Source organism: Pseudoalteromonas sp. TAB23, assembly GCF_000498075.1.
In the GTDB taxonomy this organism is placed as follows: Bacteria; Pseudomonadota; Gammaproteobacteria; order Enterobacterales; family Alteromonadaceae; genus Pseudoalteromonas; species Pseudoalteromonas arctica.
This window is the reverse complement of sequence record NZ_AUTP01000350.1, coordinates 1-21,300: the sequence shown is the minus strand read 5'-3', so window position 1 is coordinate 21,300 and position 21,300 is coordinate 1. Positions and strand designations below refer to the sequence as shown.

At 38.5% G+C, this 21,300-nt stretch carries 20 protein-coding genes; 18 read left to right on the top strand and 2 right to left on the bottom strand.

Features of this window, described 5'->3' with window-relative positions; translation table 11 throughout:
- The first annotated feature begins 188 nt into the window (after nt 1–188).
- The 11 genes from dnaJ to L654_RS0123480 all read left to right on the top strand — a co-directional run bounded on the left by dnaJ (nt 189) and on the right by L654_RS0123480 (nt 11,230).
- Complete coding sequence (gene dnaJ / locus L654_RS0123530) at nt 189–1,328, top strand: molecular chaperone DnaJ (RefSeq protein WP_010553942.1); 1,140 nt, start codon at nt 189–191, stop codon at nt 1,326–1,328.
- Nucleotides 1,329–1,425: 97 nt separating this feature from the next.
- A complete protein-coding gene (gene ybaK, locus L654_RS0123525) occupies nt 1,426–1,887 on the top strand; it encodes a Cys-tRNA(Pro) deacylase (RefSeq protein ID WP_024591802.1) in 462 nt (153 codons plus the stop codon).
- A gap of 150 nt (nt 1,888–2,037) precedes the next feature.
- Nucleotides 2,038–2,442, top strand: coding sequence for a DUF1761 domain-containing protein (locus L654_RS0123520; protein ID WP_024609209.1), 405 nt, complete (start codon nt 2,038–2,040; stop codon nt 2,440–2,442).
- Between the two features lie 91 nt (nt 2,443–2,533).
- Nucleotides 2,534–2,902, top strand: coding sequence for a response regulator (locus L654_RS0123515; protein ID WP_007585456.1), 369 nt, complete (start codon nt 2,534–2,536; stop codon nt 2,900–2,902).
- A gap of 141 nt (nt 2,903–3,043) precedes the next feature.
- A complete protein-coding gene (locus tag L654_RS0123510; protein WP_024595559.1) occupies nt 3,044–3,295 on the top strand; it encodes a hypothetical protein in 252 nt (83 codons plus the stop codon).
- A 203-nt stretch (nt 3,296–3,498) separates the two neighbouring features.
- On the top strand, nt 3,499–3,762 hold the full coding sequence (locus L654_RS0123505) for a hypothetical protein (RefSeq protein ID WP_010553937.1): 264 nt from the start codon (nt 3,499–3,501) through the stop codon (nt 3,760–3,762).
- Nucleotides 3,763–3,932: 170 nt separating this feature from the next.
- A complete protein-coding gene (locus tag L654_RS0123500; RefSeq protein WP_010553936.1) occupies nt 3,933–5,663 on the top strand; it encodes a cache domain-containing protein in 1,731 nt (576 codons plus the stop codon).
- Nucleotides 5,656–7,020 (top strand): sigma-54 dependent transcriptional regulator, encoded by a 1,365-nt coding sequence (locus tag L654_RS0123495; RefSeq protein ID WP_024609208.1) that lies wholly within the window; start codon nt 5,656–5,658, stop codon nt 7,018–7,020. The genes L654_RS0123500 and L654_RS0123495 overlap by 8 nt, the downstream gene beginning before the upstream one ends.
- 174 nt (nt 7,021–7,194) lie before the next feature.
- A complete protein-coding gene (locus tag L654_RS0123490; protein ID WP_024609207.1) occupies nt 7,195–8,151 on the top strand; it encodes a porin in 957 nt (318 codons plus the stop codon).
- Nucleotides 8,152–8,160: 9 nt separating this feature from the next.
- Nucleotides 8,161–9,636, top strand: a complete 1,476-nt coding sequence (locus L654_RS0123485) for a DASS family sodium-coupled anion symporter (protein WP_024609206.1) — start codon at nt 8,161–8,163, stop codon at nt 9,634–9,636.
- Between the two features lie 178 nt (nt 9,637–9,814).
- On the top strand, nt 9,815–11,230 hold the full coding sequence (locus L654_RS0123480; RefSeq protein ID WP_024609205.1) for a coniferyl aldehyde dehydrogenase: 1,416 nt from the start codon (nt 9,815–9,817) through the stop codon (nt 11,228–11,230).
- A gap of 143 nt (nt 11,231–11,373) precedes the next feature.
- Here the strand turns inward: L654_RS0123480 and L654_RS0123475 are convergent, their stop codons facing one another.
- A complete protein-coding gene (locus L654_RS0123475; protein ID WP_007582012.1) occupies nt 11,374–12,099 on the bottom strand; it encodes a tetratricopeptide repeat protein in 726 nt (241 codons plus the stop codon).
- Nucleotides 12,100–12,786: 687 nt separating this feature from the next.
- On the opposite strand from L654_RS0123475, the gene L654_RS0123470 reads away from it, so the two are divergent.
- From L654_RS0123470 to L654_RS0123440, 7 genes are all read left to right on the top strand, one after another.
- Nucleotides 12,787–13,650: a DUF6279 family lipoprotein gene (locus tag L654_RS0123470; protein WP_024609204.1), complete on the top strand. Its 864-nt coding sequence runs from the start codon at nt 12,787–12,789 to the stop codon at nt 13,648–13,650.
- Nucleotides 13,651–13,735: 85 nt separating this feature from the next.
- Complete coding sequence (locus L654_RS0123465; RefSeq protein WP_024609203.1) at nt 13,736–14,764, top strand: XdhC/CoxI family protein; 1,029 nt, start codon at nt 13,736–13,738, stop codon at nt 14,762–14,764.
- Entirely contained in the window at nt 14,758–15,351 is a 594-nt protein-coding gene (locus tag L654_RS0123460; RefSeq protein WP_024591793.1) for a nucleotidyltransferase family protein, read from the top strand. Before L654_RS0123465 ends, L654_RS0123460 begins: the two co-directional genes overlap by 7 nt.
- Before the next feature lie 199 nt (nt 15,352–15,550).
- Nucleotides 15,551–16,039, top strand: a complete 489-nt coding sequence (locus L654_RS0123455; protein ID WP_007582016.1) for a (2Fe-2S)-binding protein — start codon at nt 15,551–15,553, stop codon at nt 16,037–16,039.
- Between the two features lie 12 nt (nt 16,040–16,051).
- On the top strand, nt 16,052–18,343 hold the full coding sequence (locus tag L654_RS0123450) for a molybdopterin cofactor-binding domain-containing protein (protein WP_024591792.1): 2,292 nt from the start codon (nt 16,052–16,054) through the stop codon (nt 18,341–18,343).
- Nucleotides 18,344–18,529: 186 nt separating this feature from the next.
- Complete coding sequence (moaA, locus tag L654_RS0123445; protein WP_007582018.1) at nt 18,530–19,501, top strand: GTP 3',8-cyclase MoaA; 972 nt, start codon at nt 18,530–18,532, stop codon at nt 19,499–19,501.
- A gap of 169 nt (nt 19,502–19,670) precedes the next feature.
- Complete coding sequence (locus L654_RS0123440) at nt 19,671–20,708, top strand: GGDEF domain-containing protein (protein WP_024609202.1); 1,038 nt, start codon at nt 19,671–19,673, stop codon at nt 20,706–20,708.
- Between the two features lie 10 nt (nt 20,709–20,718).
- On the opposite strand, the gene L654_RS0123435 is transcribed toward L654_RS0123440, so the two are convergent.
- The coding region (locus L654_RS0123435; RefSeq protein WP_024609201.1) for a substrate binding domain-containing protein at nt 20,719–21,300 on the bottom strand (582 nt) is incomplete at its 5' end.

Sequence of the window (21,300 nt, the reverse complement as noted above, 5' to 3'; positions counted from 1 at the left end):
TCTCGCTAGCCAAAAACACTTAACTCAGTTAGGTGTTTAGGTTAGGATGAACAATTGAGGCGCGCGAGCAATAGCTTGTCGCGCCTTTTGCATGTATTCAAGGTTTAAAAATTCAATGATAAATCGATGCGATTTATCGATTTATCCTGCAGCTTACGCTGTAAACAGAAAAGAGTAGTGTGATAGATATGTCAAAACGCGATTATTACGAAGTCCTCGGCGTAAGCAAAGATGCGAGTGAGCGAGACATAAAAAAAGCGTATAAACGCTTAGCGATGAAATATCATCCAGATCGTACCGCAGGCGATAAAGATCTCGAAATAAAATTTAAAGAAGTTAAAGAAGCGTACGAAATACTAACCGATGATCAAAAACGTCAAATGTATGACCAACATGGTCACGCAGCCTTTGAACAAGGTGGTGGCGGTGGTCACGGTGGTTTTGGTGGCGGACATGGCGACTTTGGTGATGTATTTGGCGATGTATTTGGCGATATTTTTGGTGGCGGCGGTGGTCGACGTCAATCTCGTCAACAACGTGGATCTGATTTACGTTACAACATGGACTTAAGCTTAGAAGAAGCTGTTCGTGGTAAAGAAGTTGAAATTAAAGTACCTACATGGGTTGGTTGTGAGCCATGTGATGGCAGTGGTGCTAAAGCGGGTTCTAAACCTAAAACATGTACTACATGTCATGGTGCTGGCCAGGTGCAAATGCGCCAAGGTTTCTTTGCTGTTCAGCAAACGTGTCCAACGTGTCAGGGACAAGGTCAAATTATTTCAGACCCTTGTAACAGTTGTCATGGACAAGGCCGCGTAGAAAAAACTAAAACGCTTTCAGTTAAAATTCCAGCTGGCGTTGATACAGGCGACCGTATTCGCTTAACGGGTGAAGGCGAAGCCGGAATGCATGGCGCGCCATCGGGCGACTTGTATGTGCAAGTATCGGTTCGTGAACATGAAATATTTGTACGTGAAGCGAATAATTTATATTGTGAAGTACCAATTAGCTTTACTACAGCAGGCCTAGGTGGCGAAATTCAGGTGCCAACACTTGATGGTCGTGCAAAACTTAAAATACCGTCTGAAACTCAAACGGGCAAAATGTTCCGTATGCGTGGCAAAGGTGTTAAGTCTGTACGCAGTGGTGCCCAAGGCGATCTAATTTGTAAAGTGGTAATCGAAACGCCAGTTAATCTTAACGAGCGTCAACGTGAACTACTTCAAGAGTTAGATGAAAGCATGGGCACAGATAGCTCTAAAAACCGTCCTAAAGAGCAAGGCTTTTTTGACGGTGTTAAAAAGTTTTTTGATGATTTAACTAAATAAATTTAAATTATTATGAACAAAAAAACGACGCTTTTAGCGTCGTTTTTTTTGCTTTAAACTTAATTTTTGTTACTGTGAATAAAAAAGATGAAACAGCATGACACCAGCAATAGATCTGCTTAAAAAGCAAAAAAAAACCTTTGAAGTACTCAGTTATGAGCACGATAAGAATAATAGTCATTACGGGCTTGAAGCCGTTGAAAAGTTAAATTTAGACAGTGCACAAGTATTTAAAACCTTAGTACTTGAAACACATGAAGGGCATCTGATTGTTGCTGTAACGCCTGTATCTCAACAAGTTAATTTAAAACAGTTAGCTAAATTATGTGGGGCTAAAAAAGTAATTATGGCTGCCCCACAAAAAGTACAAGTTAGTACCGGTTATATTTTAGGAGGGGTGAGTCCGCTTGGACAAAAAAAACGTCTAGCTACGTTTATTCATAGCAGTGCTTCTCTCTTTGACACTATTTATGTGAGCGCCGGAAAAAGAGGCTTAGAAATAGCACTCTCGCCAACTGATTTAGCCTTATTGACCAATGCAAAATTTGGCGATTTATAAATTTTATTTTTATAATTACCTTCTATACCAAAAATTAATTTAAGTTAGGCCATTTGCTCAATCCCCTATTTATAACTACATTGGGAGTATCTTTATACCGTTAATATTTAATACCAAACGGTATTACACTTTTTGTATATGGCTGTTTGTATGAACCTTTTAGATGTTGATTATTTTGCGATACTAGTGGCTGCACTGTCTTCTTTTATGCTTGGTGGTATATGGTATTCAAAAGCTCTCTTTAAAAATGCCTGGCTAGAAAGTATTGGCTTAACTGATCTGGATTTACAATCGGCTAACCCTAAGTTGATATTTGGTGGCAGTTTTTTTTTAGTTTTTATAGCGGCTTTAATGCTATCTCTTTTTTTAGGTAAGGATGCAAGCGTAGGTGAAAGTATAGGAGCCGGCTTTGTGATCGGCTTTTTTTGGATCAGTAGTTCATTTGGATTGAGTTATATATTTGAGCAACGCCCTCTAAAGCTTTTTTTAATTAACGGGGGGTACCATATTTTACAATTTTCGTTAATGGGGCTCATTTTAGGGATATGGCCGTAAGATTTAAATAATCAGCAAATCCAAATTTGATCCTTATCTACGAGTAGAGTAGTTTTATATAATCCCATTATACAATTTGGTAAAGAAACTAATGAAAATATTAGTTGTTGATGATATGCCACTCATGCGACACGTATTAATTAATATGCTTAGAAAACTAGAGTATAGCAATATCGTTGAAGCAACTGATGGATTGCAAGCTTTGGTATTTCTGCGTAATCAACATTTCGATTTGGTTATTACTGACCTTCATATGCCAAAAATGGATGGCGTTAGTTTACTTACTAACATTCGAAAAGATAATGAACTCGCTGATATTCCCGTTTTAATGGTTACTTGTGAAGACAGTACAGATAAAGTTAAGCAAGTTATTGCAGCTAAGGTATCAGGGTTTATAGTCAAACCTTTTAATATGAATGTATTGTCATCTCAGTTAAACCGCTTCTTTTTTAAAGATTAGGATGTATTTATTTATAGCCACAAAACTATTATGAGCTTTTTCAATAAACATACCGCATAAAAATTCTAAGTTCCTGTTATAACCTTTACCTATCTAAACTGATATCATAGTTAATTACTTTTTATAATCCAGTAGGACGTAATGGCAAAACCCAATAAAAAAGGCCCTACTAAAACGGTCGATATTTTTTGCTCAGCCTGTAAAGCTTCCTTATTTAAATACCGAAAAGGAGGCAAAGGAGCATTAGTTAAGTGTTTTAAAGAGCGTATTAGTCAAGACTTTACACAAGAGCCCTGTATTTGCCCTAATTGCAGTCGGCCATTTGCCCGAGAAGCGATTATTCGCGGTGCGCCGGCCTATAAAATAATTGGCGGCAAAGTAACCTTTAAATAAGGTATATGAAGTAATATTAAACCGCAATAATACTTAATTAAGCGAATAAGTATAAAGCCTTGTGCATGCGGACATATGGCCTTGTTAGAATTTACCATATTGATAGAATCGCCCGGTTTGCTGTTTCAATGAATGAAAAAATACCCTCCCCATGGATCGGGCCAGTTTATTGGGTTATTTAAAAATGGATAAAGGATAGTTTCGTGATAGCACTCTTATTTGACATCATAGGCATGACAGGTACTTTTTTAGTAGTTGGTTCATTTTTTTTACTGCAGCTAGGTAAAACATCTCCAGCTAGCTTAACGTATAATATGATGAATTTAACAGGGGCAATTTTACTGTTAATTAGCCTTTGTTATAACTTTAATTTAGCGAGCTTTGTAATCGAGATATTTTGGATTGCAGCGTCGTTAATTGGCTTATATAAATATGTTAAAAATAGATCAACATTAGCTACAAATTAATTGTTTTTTAATTTAATGCTAAACAGATCGCTGTAAACATAGTTGTTTATGGCGATTTTTGTTTTTAAACACTTTAAAACTGTTGTTAACAAAAAGTTTATATCTCTGCTAGAGATTAGCCGTTACACTAGCGCCCTAAAATTTTCTTGGCTATTTTTTGCGAGTTCTTCATGTTTTCTTTTTCTAAAAAAATCATTACTGTTTGTGTGTTACTCGTACTTATATTAGTTGTTACGTTTTGGCTTGGTCGTTCTCATGATGTTGAGCAAGCAACCTACCAGGCTGAGCGCCAAGTTACGCAATTAAATAACTATATTGATACTGAGCTTGCTCGTTTTTCTGCTATTCCCCAGTTACTTACCTATAACTCGTTAATGATAGACTTTGTAGATGCGCAGCCACAGCACTATAACGCTATTAATAACTACCTTGCTGATATTCAACAAGCTAGCGGTGCCTCAGATATTTTTGTTCTAAATACTCAAGGCGAAGTTATTGCCAGTAGTAATTGGCAAGCAGATTATACTTTTTTAGGTAGCAACTTTGCGTTTAGACCTTATTTCAAACGTGCATTTGCAGGCGAAAAAGTAGCGTACTTTGCATTAGGCATGCGCTCTAAAGAGCGTGGTATTTACTTTTCACAAGCAGTATATCGCGACAATAAAGCCATTGGTGTTGTTGTGTTAAAAGTGAATGTAAGTAAATTTGAGGATGACAGAGAGCTTCTAAATACTTCAAAGGGTAGTCACTTTTTTTTGCAGCTTGCAGATGAGGTAATTGCAATGTCAGACATGCAAACGTGGCGATTAAACAGCTTCACTGAACTTGATATAACTATGCGCAGAGATATTAAATCTCGTCGGGCTTATTTAGATCATCAGCCTTTGTATATTAAGCAGTTTCAATTTTCTAATGAAGGTATTAAACATTTAAAAATAGATAAAAAACTTTACGTAATGTCGCAAAGACCTTTACGATATTTTAATGCCACAATGAACGTACTCGTTGATATAACAAAAGTTAATTCAGCTCAACTGCCACGCTTATTTTGGGTATTTATTATCTGTAGCTTAGTTATTATTATTAGTTATATTTTATTAACTCGGTTTGCGGGTTATAAAAAGCTGGTGTACTCCAGACATAGCCTTGAACTTGAAGTCCTTGAGCGCACTCAGGCTTTGGAAAAAGTACAAACGGCTTTAGTGCAGTCTGCAAAGCTTGCGACAATAGGACAGCTAAGTGCAGGAATCAACCACGAAATAAACCAGCCGCTCAGTGCTATTAATACTTATTTAGCTTCGGCAAAGCGTTTATTAGCTAAAGGAAATACTTCAGCACTTGGTGAAAGCTTAGTAGTGATTGAGGGATTAGTTAATCGAGTGCACCAAATTGTAGGTCAGTTAAAGCATTTTAGTAAACCTTCAAAAATGCAGCTCAGACCTTACCCTCTTGCAGGGCTTGTTAATAACGCATTAATGATTTCTAGCGCGCAGTTAAAGCAAGATAACGTACAAGTAGAGCCACCTCAGTTTGATGAAACAGTCGTTGTGTGGGTCGATTCGCTTAAATTTGAACAAGTACTGGTTAATTTAATTACTAATGCTAGCCAAGCTATGAATGGCGCAATTATTCGTAACTTAAGTTTTCAGCTGGAGTGTTTTGAAGAGCGAGTAAAACTGTCGATTTTAGATACTGGCTCTGGTATTGAGCAACATGCATTTGGTAATTTATTTGAACCTTTTTATAGTACTAAATCAAGTAAAGGTTTAGGCCTTGGTTTATCTATATCAAAACAAATAATAGATTCGTTTAATGGTTGTTTGAGCGCGCACAATCGAGTTGAAGGCGGGGCTGAATTTATAATTAGCCTCTCTAACAGGCAGGAAAATAAAGATGATTGATAGCTCCCCATGTAATCACATAATAGTCATTGATGATGAAGCAATGATCAGAGACTCTTTAAAGCAATTGCTCACTCTCGAAGGATACACCGTTGAGTGCTTTAATGACGCAAGTACCGCTCTTAGCAAACTCAATAGGCGCTTTGCTGGAGTTGTGCTGAGCGATATAAATATGCCGAACATGGATGGCTTAACGCTTTTAGAGCAAATAACGGCTTTTGATAGTGAGCTCCCTGTAATATTTTTAACTGGCTACGCTGATGTATCGATAGCAGTTAAAGCGATGCAATTAGGTGCGTATGATTTATTTGAAAAACCAGTTAACGAACATCTTCTTGATTGCATAGCACGAGCGTGCGACAAACGAAGCCTTGTTATGGAGAACCGCGCATTAAAAGTAGCTGTACAGAAAACCTCAGCCCCAGGTGTACGCATACTAGGTGACACACCTAAAATGCAACACATGATGCACTTATTAAACACAATTATAGATACCCCAACCGATGTAATGATTGAAGGTGAAACTGGCACAGGTAAAGAACTTGTAGCGCGGTATCTACATGATCAGAGTAATCGCTCTAGCTGTAATTTTGTTGCTATTAATTGTGGCGCAGTACCAGAGCAGTTAATAGAAAGCGAATTGTTTGGTGCAGCAAGTGGTGCATATACAGGGGCTACTCAAAGTCGAAAAGGTAAGTTTGAATATGCACAAGGTGGTACGGTCTTTTTAGATGAAATAGAAAGCACTCCAATGGCACTGCAAGTTAAGTTATTACGCGTATTAGAAGAGCGAAAAGTAACACCTGTAGGCGATAACAAAGCAATTGATTTAAACATCAGAATTGTTGCAGCTACAAAAGTAGACTTACTTGCGTTAGTTGAAAAGGGTGATTTTAGAGCTGATTTATATTACAGACTTAGTTTGGTTAACGTTAATATTCCGCCATTACGAGAGCGAAAAGCTGACATATTACTTTTGTTTAAACACTTTAGCTCTATTGCTGCAACTCGCTATCATAAGCCGCCGGCGGCAGTAAATTACGAAATACAACAGCGGTTAGTTGCCTATGACTGGCCGGGCAATGTGAGAGAGCTAAGAAATCAAGCAGAGCGAGCTGTATTACTTGGTGCCGAACTTGCCTTTGCTGAAGTTAAAACACAACAATTAGGTGGCTTATCTCCCGATTTAAGCTTATCTGAAAAAGTCTCTTTTTATGAGCAGTCACTTATTGAGTACGCGCTTGAGCAAAACCACGGCAGTATTAAAAACACCATGGAAACACTGCAAATTGCTCGTAAAACACTTTACGATAAAATGAGTAAATACAATCTTAATAGAGATATGTTTACTGACTAAATGTGTGGGTTTGGTGACAAGACCCACTTTCTTATGTGTGGTAATTCACACGCTTTTATTTAAATTAAACGACTTATTTTAGTAAGCTATTGAAATAGATTGCTTTTATACACTTGGCAGTAAAGTTGCCTTATTAGCGCTACAACAAGTAGATTCTAATAATTAGGGCACACGATGACAAAAACTACACACACCTGTATTTTATTTCTATCCTATGGTTGCTTAGCTACATTTTCACACACATCTTTTGCTGCAGAGTACGCTGTATACGGTAAAGCCGAAGTACAAATTGCCAGTACTGATACGGGCATAATGCGTTATGCCGAAGAGGGTACTCAAATTGAAGCGCCATACTCGCGTATTGGTATTAAGGGCGATCATAAACTTAACGAATATTTAAGTGCTGTTTTTAAATATGAGGTACAAGTTAAAGGTTTTGAAGAAGATGATACGCAAGAGCCTTTTACTGCACGTAATACTTACTTAGGTTTAAAAGGTGCTTTTGGTGAAGTTGTTGTAGGTCGTAACGACACTCGCTTTAAATACTCTGAAGGTAAACTCGATAACTTTAACGAAACTCAAGCCGATATGGCACAGGTTATTGCAGGTCAAGACCGCCTCGGTGACACAATAACTTACACCTCAAACTATTGGCATAATACGCAGTTTTCATTTACTTATGCGCCAAAAGATGACAATAAAGACGATAAAGCAGGCTTTGCTGCTACGCTTATTTATGGCGACCGTAATTTAAAAAGTACTTCATATTATGTGTCGTTCAGTCATGTAGATTCACTTAACAATGTAAAAGCAAGCCGCCTTGTTGGTGTTTATAAGTTCGAACAATTACAACTTGGTGCGTTATACCAACATTCAGAATCAGTAGATGGCACAAAGTCGGGCAATGGTTACGTATTAAGTGCCAGTTATACACTTGATAAGTGGGTGCCAAAAATTCAATTTGGTAAAGATGACTCAACTCTTCGTCAAGCATCTGAGGCAACGCAATGGAGCACAGGCCTTGATTATGTATTTGATAAGCAAACTACAGCTTATCTTTTATATACCGATCTTAATTTAGAAGAACAAGACGACAGCAGTGTTGCGCTTGGTCTTAAATACAAGTTTTAGAGGCTAGCCATGACAGATAATATATTGACGCAAGAACCAGATAAGAACAGACATTTTCAATGGCTTTTTTTAGTACTGGGCCCTTTAGTAATGCTATTAACATGTTTACTTGATCCGCCAACAGGAATGTCGGTTGCGGCATTTAAAACCGCAGGTATAGCGTTTTGGATGGCATCGTGGTGGGTAAGTGAAGTTGTACCAATTCCGGCAACTGCATTGCTACCACTGGTAATATCACCACTGGCTGACATAGCAGCAATAAAAAGTGTGGCTGCGCCATATGCACACCCGTTAATCTTTTTATTTTTAGGCGGATTTTTAATCTCTATCGCTATGGAGCGATGGGGGTTACATAAACGTATAGCGCTTAGCACCATGTTATATGCGGGTAAAAAACCAAGTTTACAAATTTTAGCTATGATGCTTGTTACTGCATTTTTATCTATGTGGATGTCTAATACTGCGACAGCCGTAATGATGTTGCCTATTGCACTTTCAATTACCAATTTGGTTAAGCAATCAGACCCAAGTAATGAAGGGTTTGGCAAAGCATTGCTACTATCAATTGCTTATGGTGCAAGCATTGGTGGTATTGCTACTTTAATTGGTACACCGCCTAATGCATTAATGGCTGCATACCTATCTGACAGTTACCAAATTGAAATAGGCTTTGCTCAGTGGATGATTGTAGGCGTACCACTGTCTTTAAGTATGCTTATTATTAGTTGGGTTTGGCTTACCAAATTTGCGTATAAAGTAGATGCTAATGTTAAAAACGATCAAAAAATTGATACCAAAGCGGTATTTTCTGAACAGTTAAAAAAGCTTGGAATAATGCAACGCGCAGAAAAAGGCGTATTGTTTGTATTTGTGCTTGCTGCACTTTGCTGGATATTTAGACCTTTATTGGGTGATATAACAGGTCTTAAAATTTCAGATACTACAATTGCAATTGCTGCTGCATTACTGCTGTTTGTAATGCCTGCTAATAAAGGCAGTGATGAGCGTATTCTTGATTGGCAAAACGCCTCACAAGTGCCTTGGGGCGTATTGCTATTGTTTGGGGGCGGACTTACGCTTGCATCTCAAATTAAATCGTCAGGTCTTGCCGAGTTTATTGCTCACATGATTGAAGGCGCAAGTGCGATTCCTCTTGTTATGAGCGTACTTGTTGTGGTTGCTTTAATTACATTTTTAACTGAAATTACAAGCAATACAGCAACCGCTGCAGGTTTCTTACCGTTATTAGGTCCTGTTGCTGAATCGATAACAGGTTCACCCCTTGTATGGGTTATTCCTGCTGCTATTGCGTGTAGTTGCGCATTTATGATGCCTGTAGCAACACCACCAAACGCTATTGTGTTTGGCTCAGGGCAAATTCAAATGCGCGACATGATAAGAGCCGGCTTTGTGCTAAATATTGTCGCCATTGTATTAATTACGCTAGTGACAATGACTATCGCAGCGCAAGTATTTGGCTTTTAAAGCTGTACTAAATTAGTTCCAACCAGTAGCTTTGTTTATATTTACAGTTTTAAACAAAGCTACTCTTTATACTTATTTATATTGCTCAAGAAGCTCTTTTTTAGATAATTAGTGTTATTGCTCGAAAAACAGAACAAGGTTATAGTCTGCGGTAACTTTAAAAATTGAGTAATCTATTTTGAGCACCGACACATCACAGGCAATGCCTTTAATTCCCCTATTTGATGAATTGCAAAAAAGCTTTCTCGAAACACCTTACTTGCCAATTGATAAACGTCTCGTTTTATTAAAAAAACTCCGTGTACGTATTGTTGAACTTGAGCAAGAGCTAGTGGATGCTGCTTCAAAAGACTTTGGTTACAGAACCGCTTTCGATACTCTACTTGGCGATATATTGCCTACGGTTCAAACACTCGCGCACATTATCAAAAAGCTACCAAAATGGGCAAAGCCAAGTAATCGCTCTGTAGGTTTAAGTTTGTGGCCTTCAAAAGTAAGTGTTAATTACCAACCTAAAGGTGTGGTTGGTATTATTGCACCGTGGAATTACCCGATTCAGTTAGCGTTAGTACCTGTGCTTACCGCCATAGCTGCCGGTAATAGAGTTATGCTCAAATTAAGCGAGTTTACACCTCACACAAACGCCGTTATCGAAAAAATATTTAAAGACGACATGCAAGCGCATTGCAAAATAATACAAGGCGGTAGCGACGTAGCCGCGCAGTTTTCATCACTACCATTTGCTCATTTATTATTTACGGGGTCATCGGCCGTTGGTAAATTAGTAATGGCTTNGAGCCGTAATTTAACACCAGTAACGCTTGAACTCGGTGGTAAATCGCCAGTTATTATTACGCAAAATGCCGATATTAAAAAAGCGGCGCAAGCTTTACTGTTTGGAAAAATGGCCAACGCAGGGCAAATATGCGTTGCTCCCGACTACGTATTTGTACCCAAAGAGCTTGAGCATCAGTTGGTTCAGCAATTATGCGAGCTTTATAAAAAGCACTTTAAAGACGGTGTTGAAGGTAAAAACTTAACCTCTATTATTAGCGATGCACACTATAAACGTTTAGCAACCTACTTAGAGCAAGCCCAAGAGCTTGGCGCAAACATTATTAAGCCACTTGAGCAAAACCAGCAAGATGAGCAAAAACATCGTATGGGGCTGCACTTAGTGACTCAAGTTACTGACGAATTGCAGCTTATGCAAGATGAGCTATTTGGTCCAATATTACCAATAATGAGTTATGAAAAGCTCGACAGCGCAATTGACTATATTAAAGCCCATCACCACCCGTTAGCGCTTTATATTTTAGGGCAAGATAAGCACGCTCAAGAATACATTATGAAGCAAACAATCAGTGGCACTGTGGCAATAAACGATACGTTAGTGCAAGTAACTGCTGACGATGCCCCTTTTGGTGGTGTAGGGCATTCAGGAATGGGGCATTATCATGGCATAGAAGGGTTTTTAACGTTTAGCCATGCTAAAAACACGTTAGTATCGGGCTCGTTTAATCCTCGTATTGTTATGCTGCTAAAACAAAGCAAACTTCTTATTAAGCTACTAAAGTGGCTTTACATAAAATAAGAGTATGTTGATTTTGTAAAGTTGAATAGATTTTGAACTTGCTAAATCAAGATATTAAAAAGGCTGAATTACGTTATGTAATTCAGCCTTTTTAGATTAGTTTCAAACTAAGGTCTTAAACTCTTAAACTTTAAAATAAGACTTTAAAATAAGCGACCTTCGCCAGCATAGGTACCCACTTGTATTTTTGCATAAATGGCATCGGCTTTTTCTTTAGCTTCTTCAATTTCTTTAGGCAGCATTTTACGCTCATCAAGTTTGCGGCTATGACTCGCTTGCATATTGCCGTTGTACTCAGCGATAGTATTCCAAATGTACGACTTTTCTAAATCTTTTGGCATACCTAGCCCTTCAAAATACATGAGGGCTAAATTGAATTGTGCTAAAGAGTAATTGTTTGCAGCTGCTTTTTCGTACCAGTTGCGTGCCGCTTCATAATCTCGCGTAACGCCCACGCCATTAGAATACATTACACCTAAATTAAACTGAGCCGCAGGCAGGTTTTTATTGGCTGCTTTTTCAAATAAGGTAACAGCCATTTGGTGATCAAGCTTTACGCCTTTACCTTCGTCGTATAAAACAGCTAACGCAAACATTGAATCCGGGTGGTTCTTTTTAACGCCTTGTTGATAAAGCGCAGCAGCTTTGCGGTAATCGCGTGTTACACCGTATCCACCTTCGTATAATTTAGCTAGTTCGTAAATTCCTGGCGCAAAACCTTTATCGGCAAGGTATTGAAATTCTTTTAGGGCGACTGCAAATTCACCTTCGTTAGCTGCTCTTATGCCATCTTCTAATGTTGCATGAGCGAAAGGGCTGGCAAGTAAAACGCCAGCAAGAACGAGTGCTTTCAAATTAAACTGTGACATATTAATGTCTCCAATTAGTAATAGTTACGATAGGTTTTAGGGCCAGTATATCTTGCCGCGATTAAATAGCGCCTAAATAGAACAAGTTTTAATCCCGAAAGGTAAACAGACTTTAGTTAAATGCTAAATTATTAAATTTTTGCACTATTTGCGCATTTTAAACGTTTAATACTCAATGCATTTAAGTAGAGACTAAATCGGTTATTATAAATAGATGCAAAAAAGGGTGTCTACTGTTATGTTTTACGCCAGCTTTAGCGCAAACGCAAGGCGATACCTTATCAGATCGTGCGTATAAAATGTAAATAACAGCGCGGTGGACTTTTAAGGTAAGTAAACGAGTTTAAGAAGTGTAAGATACAGATTTTATAGAAAATTTAAAGAAATAAAAAAAGCCCGTTAGGGCTTTTTTGAGTCATATTAACCGTCACTAATATGAGCAATGTAGCAAGTAAATGTGATATTTGATGTTATTACTTGGGTCGAGTAAGTAATAACACGAAGCGGCACGCTCTTCTTTTAATGTGTCAGCATCCTTGCTGAATATTCTTCCGTAGGCACTGAGGTCGTTACACTGTGTTTGTGCGAACGATTATCAGTTAGATCTAAATGCAAGTCAATACTTAAATGATAATTATTATCAAATGAGTTTTGAGCTTTGCCACAATCTAAATAATAGAGAAGGTTATGCTTAATAATTTCAAAGCAAAAAAACTAAAACAGATATGCCTTGCTGTAAGTATGTTGTTTTTATGTAGTTGTTCGGCATCTTTTACTTACAATAATTTGAGTTGGCTTTCATCATTTTGGGTTGACGATTATGTTGATTTAAATAAAAAGCAAAATACACAGCTAAAAAACATAATTACAACAACACAAAATTGGCACCGAACTACCCAGTTACCCGCCTACAGACAAGACATACAAAATATAAAAGTATTGTTTAACCAAACATTGGAGGCTAAACAATTAAAAACACAGGTTGTGCTTGCAAAACAACATTGGCAGAACCTACTTGGATACGCAAAACTGCCTTTAGCTGAGCTTGGGGCAACCTTATCAAGTGAGCAAAGAGGTGAGCTTTTAGACAATATCCAAATAAAAATTAACGACGAACGTGAAGAGTTTAACGAACAAACCCCGCTTGAGCGAAAAAGTGAGCGTTTAGAAGAGCAATTTGAATACTACGAGCAGTGGATAGGCAAGCTTAATAAACAACAAAAAGCGCTGATTAAATCAACTAATGAGCAACATCAAGACTCAGGAGCGCTGTGGTTAGAGTACAAGCAAACCCGTTTGAATGCGGCCAAACAGGTATTTACAAATGCTGAAATTACAAAAAAAGAATTTATAAATCAGTTGAGTACAGTTATTAAAGAGCGCGAACTTTATATGAGCGACGCACTATTGAAAAGCAATGAAGCAAACTTAAATTTATATATAAATTTACTCTACGAATTAAACCTAACTCTAAATGATAAACAACGCCAAAGCGTTAATGATCAATTTGATGAGTTAATTGAGACCTTAAACGATATAATAGAAAACTAAATTGTGCGTGAATTATTAAGTTTTAAATTAGCTGTTTAGGCTGGTTTGTTTTTAAACGTAAAAAATGCTTTTTAAAGGGCAATATATGGTTACAGATTTGAAAAGTATCTTAAACACTTGGTATCTCAATAGGGACAACCAAGAATGGGTTTTAGCTACTTTGTACAAAATTGAAGGCTCTAGCTACAGAAAACTAGGGGCTATGATGCTTATTTCGAGCCTAGGCGAGCGCTTGGGGATGCTTTCAGGAGGCTGTTTAGAAGCTGACATACAGCGCCACGCTAAACAAGTAATGAGTACTTTAACCAGTAAAACCATTAGTTATGATGCCACCGATGAAGACGATTTAACATTTCAACTTGGCATTGGTTGTGGGGGCATAGTACACATTTTACTGCAGCCTATTCATAAGGCTAATGACTATTTACAGTTAGAGCTTGTATCTAAAGCACTTAATGAGAATAAACCAGGGCGATACCTTCAACAAGTAAGCCCCATTTTGCCAGCCGGTAGTGGTGTATTTACGCAAAATGATGAGTTGCATGGTTTATCAATGAACCGCAAAGCGCAATTGGTAGAATTACAAGGCGCTACGTGCTTGCAAACCTCTATTTATCCACCGCCCCATCTATTAATAGTAGGTGGCGGCGCAGATGCAGTTCCGGTTTATACATTTGCCAAACAACTTGGTTGGAGTGTAACTGTATGGGATACACGGGCGGCTAATGCAAAAAGACAATATTTTAAAAATGCAGATGCTATTTTGCGCATCACACCGAGTGAGTTAAAAGAATATTGCATAACTCATAAAGTCGATGCGACTATTTTAATGGCTCACAGCGTTGAACTTGACGCCAGTACGTTGGCTCAATTTAAAGATGTTCCGTTTAAATATATAGGATTATTGGGTCCTAAGCACAGACGTGAACAAGTTTTAGAGCACGCAAATACGCGTGTTTCACAAATTAAGTCTCCTGTTTTTGGGCCTGTCGGTTTAAATTTAGGCGGCGACTCGCCAGAGAGTATTGCACTATCGCTGATCAGCGAAATACATGCAGTGCTGTGTGATAAAGATGCCCAATCACTAAGTCATTGGGGGCAAGAGCCGTGCTAATTGCAAAAGTTGTTTTAGCCGCAGGTCAATCATCTCGCTTTAACGGCTGTAAATTAACAGCTGATATTGGCTTTGGCAAAACAATGATTGAGCATGCTGTAAATACACTGCATGCACTTGATGACACGCCCGTGTATGTAGTTACCGGGGCATGGCATAAAGAAGTAGCGCAAGCACTGGCAGGTTATAAAAACATAGAGCTCATTGAGAACAAGCAATGGAGCCAAGGTTTGGGTCATTCAATCGCGACAGCTTCTCAAACTGTGTTTAAAAATAAGTCCTTTGATGGGATTTTATTTATGCTCGCGGATCAGGTTGAGCTAAAAGTAGCGCACTTAAGTGAGCTAGTTACTGGTTTTACACGTAATCCATCGCGCTGGTGCGCAAACTATGGCGAGCGTTTAGGTGTACCCGCTATATTCCCAGTGGTTGATTTATCTCAGCTTGCAAGCTTAACTTCAGATAGAGGTGCACAGCAATTACTGCGCTCCAGCAGTGAGGTCGTCAATACAATTAGTTTACGTAGTGCGAGTTTAGACATAGATACTCAAAAGCAGCTAAGTAATTTTATAGCTAAAAATGAGTGAAAAAGTATTAGTAGGGCAAAATAAGTTTTAGCTGCGCTAACGCTTTAGTGCAGTGGTTATGGTATTTAGCTGTTAATGTAGCTGATGCGGTAACTATATGTGTTATGGATTAGTAGTTACAACAATCTTAACTGTTATAACCTGTGTTTAAATTGGATAATTTAAACACAGGTTATAAAGCTTAATCAAGGGGCAAGCTATGGTGACGTTTACAATTAATGGCAAGGTGGTTGAATCACACGCAAGTGAAGATACACCATTGTTATGGGTTATTCGTGATGAAATTGGATTAAAAGGGACGAAGTTTGGTTGCGGTATTGCAATGTGTGGTGCGTGTACGGTGCATTTAGATGGGCAAGCAACTCGCTCATGTGTTTTACCAATTGGCGCAATTGCAGGAAAAAACATTACCACAATTGAAGGGCTTAATAACGAACACCCACTTCAAAAAGCATGGGTTGAAGAGCAAGTACCACAGTGCGGTTACTGTCAATCGGGGCAAATAATGCAAGCTGCTACTTTGCTGGCAGCTAATCCAAGTCCTTCAGATGAAGAAATAGTAAGCCATATGAATGGTAACTACTGCCGCTGTATGGCTTATAAACGTATTAAAACGGCTATTCAACGCGCTGCAGATGAGTCACAAAGTGTAGTAAATATATTTGATCCAAATGCACAAGACGCTTAACTGGAGCCGATAATGAAAAAATTATTTCAAAAAAATAGCGAAACCGTTAATTTAAATCGTCGTTCGTTTATGATTGGCACTGCTAGCGCAGGTTTAGTCATGGCGTTTGCCCCTGCGTTATTTTCGGGTTCGCTCAGTGCAAAAGAATCAATTGCGCAACAAGCTTTTTCACCCACTATTTGGTGGACTATGAGCACCGACGGCGCCGTAGAAGTAAGTATTGCAAAAGCTGAAATGGGTCAACATATTGGTACTGCTCTTGCGCGCATTGTGGCTGATGAGCTTGAATGTGATTGGGATAAAGTATCAATTACCTACGTAGATACCCATGAAAAATGGGGCTTTATGGTAACGGGTGGTTCGTGGTCTGTATTTCAAAGCTTCAAGCCATTATCTCAAGCCGGCGCTGCGGGTCGAATTGCATTAATAGAAGCCGGAGCTAAAATGCTCGGCGTGCCTGCAGACAAATGTCGTGCTGAAAAGGGCTATATTATTGCAGGCGAAAAATCGGTTAGTTATGCTGACATAGTTAAAAAAGGCGAGTTTAATCGTACATTTACCAGCGATGAAGTTGCAAACCTTCCACTAAAACCTGCTAATAAACGTCATTTAACTGGGCTTAAACAAGACTTTAAAGCGCTTGATATACCAGCCAAAACAAATGGTACCGCAGTATACGGGATAGATGTAGAAGTTGAAGGCATGCTGTACGCGCGACCAGTAATACCGCCAACCCGTTATGGCAGCACAGTAACAAACGTTGACGATAGTGCAGCAAAAGCTATTAAAGGTTACAAAGGCTATGAAATTTTAAATGACCCTAGTAACACAGTGCAAGGCTGGGTTGTTGTATTAGCTGATAGTTACCCAAGTGCCATTAAAGCAGTAGATGCTTTAAAGGTGAGTTACAAAAAGGGTGAGTCAGCAAATATATCTGAAGCTGATATTCAAAAAGAAGGTAAGCGATTATGCGAGCAACGCGACTCGGGTACTTTATTTGTTGATCAAGGCGATATAAAGAAAACTCAAGCAGACGCCAGTGAGTCGTTAGAATCAATGTATACCACAGCGACAGCGAGTCATTATCAGCTAGAGCCATTAAATGCGGTTGCAGAATTTAAAGACGGAAATTGGATTATTCATACAGGTAACCAGTGGCAGTCACTTACGTTACCTGCGCTTGCTAAAGCACTCGAAATAGAACAAAACAAAGTAATTATTCGTCCTTATTATTTAGGTGGTGGTTTTGGTCGTCGATTATTTGGTGACTGGACTGTACCTGCAGCTCTAACCGCAAAAGCAGTAGGTAAACCAGTAAAGCTGGTATTTACACGAGCAGACGATAGTTTATTCGATCAGTCTCGTTCTGCATCTGCTGCAAAAATGACGGCGTCGTTTGATAAAAACGGTACTTTTACTGGTTTAGAGCATGCATTTGCTGCAGGTTGGCCTACTAAAGCAATGGCACCAGCGTTTTTATCACCGGGTGTTGATGGCAAAGGTAAATTTGATGCATTTTCGGCATCGGGCGCTGATCATTGGTATAGCATGAGCAGTCATCGTGCACGCGCTATTAATAACGAAGTTGCACAAAGCACCTTTACTCCAGGTTGGTTACGTTCAGTAGGGCCAGGTTGGATTGCTTGGAGCCTTGAGTCGTTTATTGATGAAATTGCCCATAAGCAAGGCAAAGATCCAGTTCAATTTAGAATTGAAATGTTAGACGGTAAAGGCAAGCAAGCAGGTAAAGCACCTGAGAGCGTTGGCGGAGCACTGCGCTTACGTAATGTGCTTAAAACGGTGTCTGACAAAGTAGCTTCTGTAAAATTAGCTAAAGATGAGGGCATTGGTTTTTCTGTAAGTTCAGGGCAAGAACGTACTATGCCAGCATGGCTTGCAACCGCAGCGCATGTTCATGTTAACCGTGATAGTGGTAAAATAACGCTCAAGAAGCTCTATGTTGTTGTAGATGCGGGCTTAATAGTTCACCCAGATGGCGCACTGGCGCAAATTGAAGGGTCGTTACTATGGGGCAGCAGCCTTGCATTGCATGAATCAAATACGTATAAAGATGGACAGGTATCAGCGACTAACTTTAATACTTATTTACCGCTAAGAATGCAAGATGTGCCAGATATTGACATTGAATTTTTACAAAGTGATGAGTTTCCAGTTGGTTTAGGCGAACCTGGCGTTATAGGGGTTGCTCCTGCTATTGGTAATGCTGTGTTTAATGCAGTAGGCGTGCGTTTACGTGACCTACCAATGAAGCCAAGCGAACTTAAAAAAGGCTTAGAAGCGTAAAACAAAAATAACTAAAGGGGTATGCTTTATGCTGCCCCTTTAAGTTATTAAATATATTTATGTAATTATTATTTATGTATCAATAAGTAGCGTTGTTTATACCAATTTGCTTAATTAAATGATTAAGTATTATTGCAAATTGGTATTAGGTTGTTATTACTTGTTGATATTAGTTAAGGTTTATTTATGCTAATCGACCCAACAGGGCGAGAGTTTAGTTACTTACGTTTGTCTATTACTGATGTATGTAATTTTAAGTGTGTTTATTGTTTACCAGATGGTTATCAGGGTGGTCATGACCGTGGCTTTCTCACAATTGATGAAATTAGCAACACGCTTAAAGCGTTTGCACACCATGGTATCGAAAAAGTAAGGATCACTGGCGGAGAGCCAACCCTTAGAAAAGATTTTATAGATGTTGTTCGCGCGGCAAAAGATGTCGCGGGCATAAAAAAAATTGCAATGACTACCAATGGTTTTTCCCTTCATAAGAATATTCATGACTGGGTAGATGCAGGCTTAAACGCCATTAATGTAAGCATTGATAGTTTAGATTCGCGCATGTTTAACACCATTACTGGGCATGACAAATTTACCTCCGTAATGAAAGGTATTGATACTGCGCTTGAAACGGGTATTGATTCGGTAAAAATAAATAGCGTGTTGATGAAGCAATACAACGCAAAAGAGTTTGATACATTTTTAAATTGGGTTAAACACCGTCCCGTTACCATCCGCTTTATAGAATTGATGCAAACAAACGACAACAAAGCCTTTTTTGATGCTAACCATGTTTCTGGGCAAGTTTTAAAAACTCAGTTATTACAAACGGGTTGGCAGCAAGTTGCGCGTAGTGCATCAGCAGGTCCTGCTCAAGAGTTTGCTCATCCTGATTATCAAGGCAGAATTGGTTTGATCATGCCTTACAGCAACGACTTTTGTAGTACCTGTAACCGATTAAGGGTTACAGCAAAAGGGAATCTGCACTTGTGTTTGTTTTCTGAAGAGGGTATTTCGCTAAGAGAATATATGAACGACAGTTCAAACAGTGAATTAATGGCATTGTTATCTCGTTATATTAAAACCAAAAAGCCAACTCACCTTTTACACCAAGGTAATACAGGTATTACTACTAATTTATCCATGTTAGGTGGCTAGTTGTTAAAGCCACTTAGTGATACTAAAGCATCAAACGTGTTTCTAAAATACACTACATTATCCCTAAAATGTAAATAACTGGTTGTATCTACATGGTTTTATATGAACAAAGCTTGTTAAATTGTATTTTCACGTTAAACTTACTTTTTATTTTTATTAAGTGATTAGAATGGATATCGCGGCTCTTAATAGCACTAAATCATTAAGAAAGGACGTCCTGAGAGGGATGTGTCTTTGTTTTGGTTTTTTATCGGTAGGATTTGCGGGATTTAATTTAACTGTAAATAACTTTCCATTGCTTGGCTACATCGAAATCTGTTTTTCTATTTATTGTATATTTACTTATATTTCACTTATACGCCGTCCACTACAGTTTTGGCAATCCCTAATAATGTGTGTACTTATAACGCTAATTGTTATTTTAGGTACATCCTTAGCATCGCCTCGTAATGGCGTATTTGTATGGTCGTTTGCACTACCTATTTTGTACTACCTTTTATTAGGTAAACAATATGGTGTAATTTTCTCTGCAAATTTATTAGTTATCCAAGTGTTTATTTTAGGGAGTAAGTCTACACTTGCCCCCTTTGAAACTTTTAACTTATCCCTTAATCTACTCTGTGCTTATTTAAGTATTTGGGCGATTTCTCACGTTTTTGAAGGAAGTCGTTCACACTTTTCAAGGCGACTTAAAAATTTAGCGTTACTTGACCCATTAACGGGTGCAGGCAATCGCCTTTCAATGAACCACTACTTTGAAGTAGAACTACAAGATAAGTCACAGTTATATTTGTTTTTACTCGATTTAGACTTTTTTAAGCAGATAAATGATGAGCATGGCCATGGTGTCGGTGACCAAGTACTTATCGAAGTGGCCACTTTACTAAGAGTTGTGCTTGGTAGAGGGTATGTATTTAGAGTAGGCGGTGAAGAGTTTGCTTTATTTAGCTCTTTTGCAAATGAAGAGGCTGCACTTAATACCGCTGAACAAATAAGAGCACGTTTTGAAAATACCACATTTGACATTGACGGCCTTGCAATTAATGTTACAACCAGTATTGGTGTTGCAAAATTTAAAAGTACTAATTCATTGGAAAGCTTTGTAAACCAAGCAGATAAACAGTTATACAAAGCAAAACAATTTGGTCGCAATAAAGTGTATTGTAAGTTTAAAAAAGAACATGACTACGAAACGGTAGTTGCTTAAGCAGGGTTACTTAATACATTTGCTCAAAATTGGGGATCCCGTTTTCCCAAATCGGTTTATCTTTTCCTAAATGCTCGCGCACAACATCAAAAAACAACCGGGTCCTCACTGGTAAATCTCGGTGCGGATATACGGCATACATCGCACTAAACTCCATCAGTTTTACATCGGTCAATAAAGGCACTAGCTTACCTTGTATTATTTCATCACCAATAATAAATGCAGGGGCGACAAAGTAAGTTGTGCCCGATAATGTTTTCATTAACAATGACTCGGCATCATTAGCACGAAACACACTTTTTATTTTTTGCTCGCAGCGTTCACCCTTACTATCGTAGTAATCTATTGCTTCTACTCGAATAGAATTACTGGCATAGCTTGCTGCTGGTAATTGCGCTAACTCTTCGATTGTTTTTGGCATACCGTAAGTTTCAATAAACTGTGGTGCAGCTAAAATTAATAATCGGTTACGCGCTATTTTACGTGCAATAAGTGACGAATCTTTATGCTCACCTACACGAAAAGCCAAATCAAATCCTTCAGAGACTATATCTACTAATCTATCGTCTAAACGCAGTTCAACTTCTACTTG

Bases quoted from the DNA above. Each gene is read 5' to 3' on its own strand.
- L654_RS0123515 (WP_007585456.1), top strand. From the start codon at position 2,534: ATGAAAATATTAGTTGTTGATGATATGCCACTCATGCGACACGTATTA.
- dnaJ (WP_010553942.1), top strand. From the start codon at position 189: ATGTCAAAACGCGATTATTACGAAGTCCTCGGCGTAAGCAAAGATGCG.
- ybaK (WP_024591802.1), top strand. From the start codon at position 1,426: ATGACACCAGCAATAGATCTGCTTAAAAAGCAAAAAAAAACCTTTGAA.
- L654_RS0123490 (WP_024609207.1), top strand. From the start codon at position 7,195: ATGACAAAAACTACACACACCTGTATTTTATTTCTATCCTATGGTTGC.
- moaA (WP_007582018.1), top strand. From the start codon at position 18,530: ATGCTAATCGACCCAACAGGGCGAGAGTTTAGTTACTTACGTTTGTCT.
- L654_RS0123470 (WP_024609204.1), top strand. From the start codon at position 12,787: ATGCTTAATAATTTCAAAGCAAAAAAACTAAAACAGATATGCCTTGCT.
- L654_RS0123495 (WP_024609208.1), top strand. From the start codon at position 5,656: ATGATTGATAGCTCCCCATGTAATCACATAATAGTCATTGATGATGAA.
- L654_RS0123475 (WP_007582012.1), bottom strand. From the start codon at position 12,099: ATGTCACAGTTTAATTTGAAAGCACTCGTTCTTGCTGGCGTTTTACTT.
- L654_RS0123455 (WP_007582016.1), top strand. From the start codon at position 15,551: ATGGTGACGTTTACAATTAATGGCAAGGTGGTTGAATCACACGCAAGT.
- L654_RS0123500 (WP_010553936.1), top strand. From the start codon at position 3,933: ATGTTTTCTTTTTCTAAAAAAATCATTACTGTTTGTGTGTTACTCGTA.
- L654_RS0123465 (WP_024609203.1), top strand. From the start codon at position 13,736: ATGGTTACAGATTTGAAAAGTATCTTAAACACTTGGTATCTCAATAGG.
- L654_RS0123485 (WP_024609206.1), top strand. From the start codon at position 8,161: ATGACAGATAATATATTGACGCAAGAACCAGATAAGAACAGACATTTT.
- L654_RS0123520 (WP_024609209.1), top strand. From the start codon at position 2,038: ATGAACCTTTTAGATGTTGATTATTTTGCGATACTAGTGGCTGCACTG.
- L654_RS0123440 (WP_024609202.1), top strand. From the start codon at position 19,671: ATGGATATCGCGGCTCTTAATAGCACTAAATCATTAAGAAAGGACGTC.
- L654_RS0123450 (WP_024591792.1), top strand. From the start codon at position 16,052: ATGAAAAAATTATTTCAAAAAAATAGCGAAACCGTTAATTTAAATCGT.
- L654_RS0123510 (WP_024595559.1), top strand. From the start codon at position 3,044: ATGGCAAAACCCAATAAAAAAGGCCCTACTAAAACGGTCGATATTTTT.